The following is a 6,999-nucleotide window of genomic DNA, read 5'->3' on the forward strand; positions in this document are numbered from 1 at the left end:
CGGCCGGCGAGCGGCAGCTCGTCGAGCGCGAGCAGGCGCTGGTCGCCGTGCATCAGCCAGGCGCGACCGTCGAGCTCGGCCAGGCCGTAGTCGGTGTCGCGCGCCGGCGGCGTGGTGCCGAAGCGGAGCGTGCGCCGGCCGGGCAGCGCCATCGCGGCCACGCGCGCGTCCTCGTGGTTGAGCACCTGCACGCCCTCGCCCTGGAAGATCGCCGCCTTGGTGGCGGCGTACTCGTCCAGGCCGGCGTAGCGGTCGAGGTGATCGTCGGTAACGTTGAGCACGGTCGCCGCCTCGGCGTCCAGGCCCAGCATGGTCTCGAGCTGGAAGCTGGAGAGCTCCAGCACCCAGCACGCCGGCAGCGCGGCGCCGATCTCGAGGCGCTCCATCAGCACATCGAGCGCCGCCGGGCTGATGTTGCCGGCGGCGACCGCGTCGAGGCCGGCGGACTGCGCGAGCGCGGCGGTGAGCGCGGTGGTGGTGGTCTTGCCGTTGGTGCCGGTGATTGCGAGGATGCGCGTCTGCGCCCGCACGCCGAGCTCGTCGAGCGCCTGCGCGAGCAGGCTCATCTCGCCGGCGATCGGCAGGCCGCGCCGGCGCGCCTCGGCGGCGACCCCGACGCGGGGGTCGAGCCCGGGGCTGAGCGCGACCAGGTCGACGTCGTCGAGCACCTCGTGGCCGAAGCCGCCGACGAAGACCTCGGCGAGCGGCGCGTCCGCCTTCAGCGCCTCCACCCCGGGCGGCGCGGCGCGGCTGTCGGCCACGCGCACGCGCGCGCCACGCAGCGCGCACCAGCGTGCCATGGCCAGGCCCGATTCGCCGAGCCCGAGGACGAGGACGTGTTTGCCCGTGAGTGCGCTCATCGCAGCTTCAGCGTCGACAGGCCGAACAGCACCAGCATGATGGTGATGATCCAGAAGCGGACCACGACCTGGGTCTCCTTCCAGCCACTCAGCTCGTAGTGGTGGTGCAGCGGCGCCATGCGGAAGATGCGCTTGCCGCCCGTGGCCTTGAAGTACAGCACCTGCACCATCACCGACAGGGTCTCGGCGACGAAGAGGCCGCCCATGATGAAGAGCACGATCTCCTGGCGCACGATCACCGCGATGGTGCCGAGTGCGGCGCCGAGCGCGAGCGCGCCGACGTCGCCCATGAAGACCTCCGCCGGGTAGGCGTTGAACCACAGGAAGCCGAGGCCGGCGCCGCAGATCGCGCCGCAGAACACCGCGAGCTCGCCCGCCCCCGCCACGTAGGGCACGCCGAGGTACTTGGAGAAGCCGGCGTGGCCGGCGACGTAGGCGAAGATCGCCAGCGCACCGGCCACCATCACCGTGGGCATGATCGCCAGGCCGTCGAGGCCGTCGGTGAGGTTGACGGCGTGACTGGTGCCGTTGATGACGAAATAGGTCAGCGCGACGAAGCCGAAGATTCCCAGCGGATAGGCCACGGCCTTGAAGAAGGGCACGATCAGCTCGGTCTCGGCCGGGGTGTCGGCGCTGATGCCGAGGTAGATCGCCGCGGCGAGCGCGATCGCCGAGGTCCACAGGTATTTCCAGCGGCTCGCCAGCCCCTTCGGGTCGCGGTGCACCACCTTGCGCCAGTCATCCACCCAGCCCACGGCGCCGAAGCCCAGGGTCACGAGCAGGGTCACCCACACGTAGTCGTTGCGCAGGTCGCCCCACAGCAGGATGGTGATGCCGATCGCGATCAGGATCAGCGCCCCGCCCATGGTGGGCGTGCCCGCCTTGGTGAGGTGCGACTTGGGGCCGTCGTCGCGCACGGCCTGGCCGATCTTCTTGGCGGCCAGCCAGCGGATGACGGCGGGGCCGGCGAGCAGCGAGATCGCCAGCGCCGTGAGGGCGGCGAGCACCGTCCGCAGCGTGATGTAGCCGAAGACGTTGAAGCCACGAATGTCCTGGCTGAGCCAGAGAGCGAGTTCCAACAACATGTCAGGAGCCGGTTTCCGTTGAAGGGGCGGGATTGTGCATTGCCGCAAGCGCATCCGCCACCCTTTCCATGCGCATGAAGCGCGAGCCCTTCACCAGCACCACCGAGTCCGCATCCAGGCGCGGCGCGAGCGCCTTGACCAGCGCCTCCACCGAGCTGAAGTGGCGCGCGCCCTCGCCGAAGTTGTGCGCCGCCACCGCGCTCATCTCGCCGAGCGCGAAGAGGCCGTCGATGCCCTTGCTCTTGGCGTAGCCGCCGACCTCGTCATGGACCTGGGCGCTGGTCTCGCCGACCTCGCCCATGTCGCCGAGCACCAGCCAGGTGTGGCCGGGCATGGCGGCGAGCACGTCGATGCCGGCACGCACCGAATCCGGATTGGCGTTGTACGAATCGTCGAGGATCAGCGCACCCTGCGGCCCGGCACGGCGTTGCAGGCGACCGCGGGTGCCGGCGAAACCCGCCAGCCCCTCGGCCACCGCCTCGGGCGAGACCCCCGCCGCGAGGCAGGCCGCGGCCGCGCCGATGGCGTTGCGCACGTTGTGCAGACCCGGCACCTGCAAGGCGAAATCGATCTTCCCTTGCGGGGTGTCGAGTTCGAGCCGCGAGCCGAGGCCGCGCAGGGTACACCGCGCGAACACGTCCGCCGGCTGGTCGATACCGAATGTCACAATCGGCCGCCCGGCGTTGAGCGCGCGCCAGTAGCCGGCATGCGGATCGTCGGCGTTGATCACCGCCACGCCGGCGCCGCCCAGGCCGTCGTAGATCGCGCCCTTCTCGCGCGCGACCTCGTCGACCGAGCCCATGCCCTGCAGGTGGGCACGCTGGGCGTTGTTCACCAGGGCCACGGTGGGCTGGGCGAGCGCGCTCAGGTAGCCGATCTCGCCGGGGTGGTTCATCCCCATCTCGATCACGGCGGCGCGATGGTAGTCGCGCAGCTCGAGCAGGGTCAGCGGCATGCCGATGTCGTTGTTCAGGTTGCCGCGGGTAGCCAGGATCGACTCCTCGCCGAAGCCCTCGCGGCTCGCCTGCGCACGCAGGATCGCGGCGCACATCTCCTTGACCGTGGTCTTGCCGTTGCTGCCGGTGACGCCGACGAGCGGCAGTGCGAAGCGCGCCCGCCAGGCCGCCGCCAGCGTGCCGAGCGCGCGCCGGGTGTCGTCCACCACCAGCACGGGCAGGCCGGCGTCCGCGTTGCCGGCGGCCCAGGCGGCATCGACCAGCGCCGCGGCCGCACCGGCCTTGGCCGCGGCGGCGACGAAGTCGTGGCCGTCGAAGCGCTCGCCGCGCAGCGCGACGAAGAGCTGCCCGGGCGCGAGCGCGCGGGTGTCGGTGCCGACGCTGTCGAAGCGCCCTTCCCCGGTCGCCCGCGCCCCATGGACGGCGAGCGCGCGCGCGGCATCGTGCAGGCTCATCATTGGCCTTTCTCCCTTGCGTGCCAGGCGGCGAGCGCGCGCTTCGCCTGCTCCAGATCCGAAAACGGCAGGCGTTCGCCGAGGATTTCCTGATACGGCTCGTGGCCCTTGCCGGCGATCAGCACCACGTCGTCGGCCTGCGCCTCGCCCACCGCGCGGGCGATCGCCTGCGCGCGGTCGACCACGCGTTCGGCCGCCGGCCCGGCGCCGGCGGCGATGGCCTCGACGATGCACTGCGGATCCTCGGAGCGCGGGTTGTCGCTGGTGATCACCACGCGGTCCGCGATCGCGCTGGCGATCTCGCCCATCAGCGGGCGCTTGCCCGGGTCGCGGTCGCCGCCGCAGCCGAACACGCAGGTCAGGCGGCCGCGCCGGCTATGCACCGTGCCGCGCAAGGCCTCGAGCACCTTGGCGAGGGCATCGGGCGAGTGCGCGTAGTCGATCACCACCAGCGGCTCGCACACCCCGCCGACCAGCTGCATGCGTCCCTGCGGCGGCGCCAACCGCCCGAGCACCGGCGGCAACTCGTCGAAGGCCACCCCGCGGGCAAGCAGCGCGCCGGCAACCGCGATCAGGTTGGAGACGTTGAAGTGCGCCACCATGCGCACGCTGATTTCGGCCTCGCGCCCCTCCCAGACCAGCGTGAAGCGCAGCCCCGCGGGCGCCGCCTGCAGGCGATCGGCGCGCAGCACGCGCGCGCCCGGCACCGCATCGGCGTTGGCGGCGTAGAGCGTGCAGGCGATCACCGCGCGCCCCTCGGCGACGAGCCGCCGCGCCAGCGCCAGGCCCCAGGGGTCGTCGATGTTGATCACGCAGGCCGCCAGCTCCGGGCGCTCGAACAGGCGCGCCTTGGCCTCGGCGTAGGCCTCCATGGTGCCGTGGTAGTCGAGGTGGTCGCGGCTCAGGTTGGTGAAGATCGCGACGTCGAACTGCGCACCATTGACCCGCCCCTGGTCGAGCCCGATCGAGGACACCTCCATCGCCGCGGCCACCGCGCCCTGGTCGCGGAAGCGGGCGAACCAGCGCTGCAGCTCAAGCGCGTCGGGCGTGGTGTTGAGGCCTTCTTCGAGCGCATCGGGGAAGCCGGAGCCGAGCGTGCCGACGATGCCGCAGCGCGCACCGAGCTCGCCGAGCGCGCGCGCGAGCATCTGCGAGACGGTGGTCTTGCCGTTGGTGCCGGTCACCCCCGCCAGCCACAGCGCCTGCGAGGGCCGGCCGTGGAGCTCGTGGGCGAGGTGGCCGGCGAGCTCGCGCAGGCCGCGCACGCCGAAGCCAGGGACCGCGAGGGCGGGCGCAGCGAAGCCGTCGCCGTCCTCCCACAACAGCGCGGCCGCGCCACGCGCGGCCGCGTCGGCGAGGAAGCGGCGACCGTCGGTACGCTGGCCGGGCCAGGCCGCGAACACGCAACCCGGGCCGACCTTGCGCGAATCGGCGGTGATGTCGTCAGCCTGCACCCCGAGCGCACGCAGGCGCTCGAGCACGACGAGGGCTTGCGCGGCGCTCACATGTTCTCCTGGCCGCTGCCTTCGCTCACCGCCTCGTCGGCACCGCGGCGGGCGAGCTGGAGCGGGGTCAGCGGCATGTCGGGAGCGACGCCGAGCGTGCGCAGCGTGCCCTCGGTGATGCGCGAGAACACCGGCGCGGCGACCAGGCCGCCGTAGTGCTTGCCGGCCGAGGGTTCGTCCACCATCACCGCGACCACGATCCGCGGCTGGCTCGCCGGCGCGAAGCCGACAAAGGAGGAGATGTACTTGCGTGCATAGCGGCCGTCCTCGAGCTTGTGCGCGGTGCCGGTCTTGCCAGCCACCGTGTAGCCGGGCACCTGGGCACGAATCGCGGTACCGCCCGGGCCCACTGCCATCGCCAGCACGGTGCGCATCTGGCGTGCGGTCTCGACCGAGAACACCCTTCGCCCCGAACTCGGCGCGGCATCCACCCGGGTCAGGGACAGCGGCACCAGTTCGCCCTCGCGCGCGAAGACGAGGTAGGCGCGCGCCATCTGGATCAGGCTCGTCGAGATGCCGTGGCCGTAGGACATGGTCGCCTGCTCGATCGGCCGCCAGCTCTTGGCGGGCCGCAGCCGACCGGAGGTCTCGCCGGGGAAGCCGAGGTTGAGCGGGGTGCCGAAGCCGAGCTGGTCGAACAGATGCCACATCTCCTCGGAGCCGAGCTGCTGCGCCATCTTCACGGTGCCGATGTTGGAAGACTTCTGCACGACCTCCGCCATGGTCATGACGCCATGGCGCTTGGTGTCGGAGATGGTCGCCGTACCGATGGTCATGCGGCCGTTGCCGGTGTCGATCGGGGTGTTGAGCCTGACCTTGCCGCGCTCGAGCGCGAGCGCGGCGATGAAGGGCTTCATCACCGAGCCGGGCTCGAAGGCGTCGGTAAACACCCGGTTGCGCAGCTGCGCGCCGGTCAGGTTGGCGCGGTTGTTCGGATTGAAGGTCGGCGCGTTGACCAGGGCGAGCACCTCGCCGCTGCGCACGTCGAGCACGACGGCCGCAGCGGCCTTGGCCTTGTGCTCCTCCATCGCCTCGCGCAGGGCCGACCAGGCGAGGTACTGGATCTTGCCGTCGATCGACAGCGCCACGTCGTCGCCATCGCGCGGCGGGCGGATGGCCTCGACGTCCTCGACGATCTGGCCGCGGCGATCCTTGATCACGCGGCGCGCACCGGCGCGACCCGACAGGCGCTTGTCGAAGGCGAGCTCGATGCCCTCCTGGCCGCGGTCCTCGAGGTCGGTGAAGCCGAGGATGTGCGCCATCACCTCGCCGCCGGGGTAGTAGCGGCGGTATTCCTTCTCCTGGTGGATGCCGGGCAGGCGCAGGTCGGCGACCGCCTGCGCCACCTCGGGCGGCACCTGGCGCTTGAGGTAGACGAAGTCGCGCCCCGCGGCGAGCTTGCCGTTGAGCTCGTTGACGTTCATCTCGAGCAGGCGCGCGAGCTCGCGCACCTGGGCCGGCTCCAGGCGGGCATCCGTCGGCAGGGCCCACACCGCGCGCACCGGCGTGCTCACCGCGAGGATGTCGCCGTGGCGATCGGTGATGCGGCCGCGGGTGGCGGGCACCTCGAGCACGCGCGCATAGCGCGACGCGCCCTTGGCCTGGAGGAAGTCGTCATTGACCCCCTGCAGGTAGAGCGCGCGCCCGACCAAGGCCAGCGAGCATCCCATCAGCGCGAGCATGACGATGCGCGGCCGCCAGGCCGGCAGCTCGCGCTTGAGCAGCGGGTTGTGATTGAAGGTGACCGTACGTTGCTTTTTCATGATTGAGGCTCCACGACCAGCACCTGCCCTTCGGGCGGCAACTGCATGTGCAGGCGATCGCGGGCGAGCTTCTCGACACGGCCGTGGGTCGCCCAGGTGCTCTGCTCGAGCTGGAGCTGCCCCCACTCGACCTCGAGCGCCTGCGCGCGCACGCGCTCGCGCTCGTACTCGCCATGGATGCGGCGCGCCTGGTGCTGCGAGGCGACCACGCCGAGCGCGCTGGCGACGGCGAGGGCGACGAGGACGGCGTCGATGCGCACCATCAGGGCGCCTCCGTGCGCTCGGCCACGCGCAGCACCGCGCTGCGCGCACGCGGGTTGGCCGCGACCTCGGCCTCGCCCGGACGCGCCGCCTTGCCGACGAGCCGCAGGCGCG

Annotated in this window: 6 protein-coding genes and 1 pseudogene; all 7 read right to left on the reverse strand. The window is 71.9% G+C overall.

What is annotated here, in order from left to right; translation table 11 throughout:
- A partial coding sequence (locus tag C667_RS18465) for a Mur ligase family protein (RefSeq protein WP_004375109.1) occupies positions 1 to 860 on the reverse strand: 860 nt, incomplete at its 3' end.
- Positions 857 to 1,945, reverse strand: coding sequence for a phospho-N-acetylmuramoyl-pentapeptide-transferase (gene mraY / locus C667_RS18470; RefSeq protein ID WP_004375111.1), 1,089 nt, complete (start codon positions 1,943 to 1,945; stop codon positions 857 to 859). The genes mraY and C667_RS18465, both read right to left, overlap by 4 nt.
- Before the next feature lies 1 nt (position 1,946).
- A complete protein-coding gene (locus C667_RS18475) occupies positions 1,947 to 3,359 on the reverse strand; it encodes a UDP-N-acetylmuramoyl-tripeptide--D-alanyl-D-alanine ligase (RefSeq protein ID WP_004375113.1) in 1,413 nt (470 codons plus the stop codon).
- Positions 3,356 to 4,861, reverse strand: a complete 1,506-nt coding sequence (locus C667_RS18480) for a UDP-N-acetylmuramoyl-L-alanyl-D-glutamate--2,6-diaminopimelate ligase (protein WP_004375115.1) — start codon at positions 4,859 to 4,861, stop codon at positions 3,356 to 3,358. Before C667_RS18480 ends, C667_RS18475 begins: the two co-directional genes overlap by 4 nt.
- Complete coding sequence (locus C667_RS18485; RefSeq protein ID WP_004375117.1) at positions 4,858 to 6,624, reverse strand: peptidoglycan D,D-transpeptidase FtsI family protein; 1,767 nt, start codon at positions 6,622 to 6,624, stop codon at positions 4,858 to 4,860. The genes C667_RS18480 and C667_RS18485 overlap by 4 nt, the downstream gene beginning before the upstream one ends.
- Positions 6,621 to 6,887, reverse strand: a complete 267-nt coding sequence (gene ftsL, locus C667_RS18490; RefSeq protein ID WP_004375118.1) for a cell division protein FtsL — start codon at positions 6,885 to 6,887, stop codon at positions 6,621 to 6,623. Before ftsL ends, C667_RS18485 begins: the two co-directional genes overlap by 4 nt.
- Positions 6,887 to 6,999: pseudogene (locus C667_RS25190) on the reverse strand (16S rRNA (cytosine(1402)-N(4))-methyltransferase); the annotation flags it as partial. The pseudogene C667_RS25190 and the gene ftsL, both read right to left, overlap by 1 nt.

The sequence above is a fragment of the Thauera phenylacetica B4P genome (assembly GCF_000310225.1).
Taxonomy (GTDB): domain Bacteria; phylum Pseudomonadota; class Gammaproteobacteria; order Burkholderiales; family Rhodocyclaceae; genus Thauera; species Thauera phenylacetica.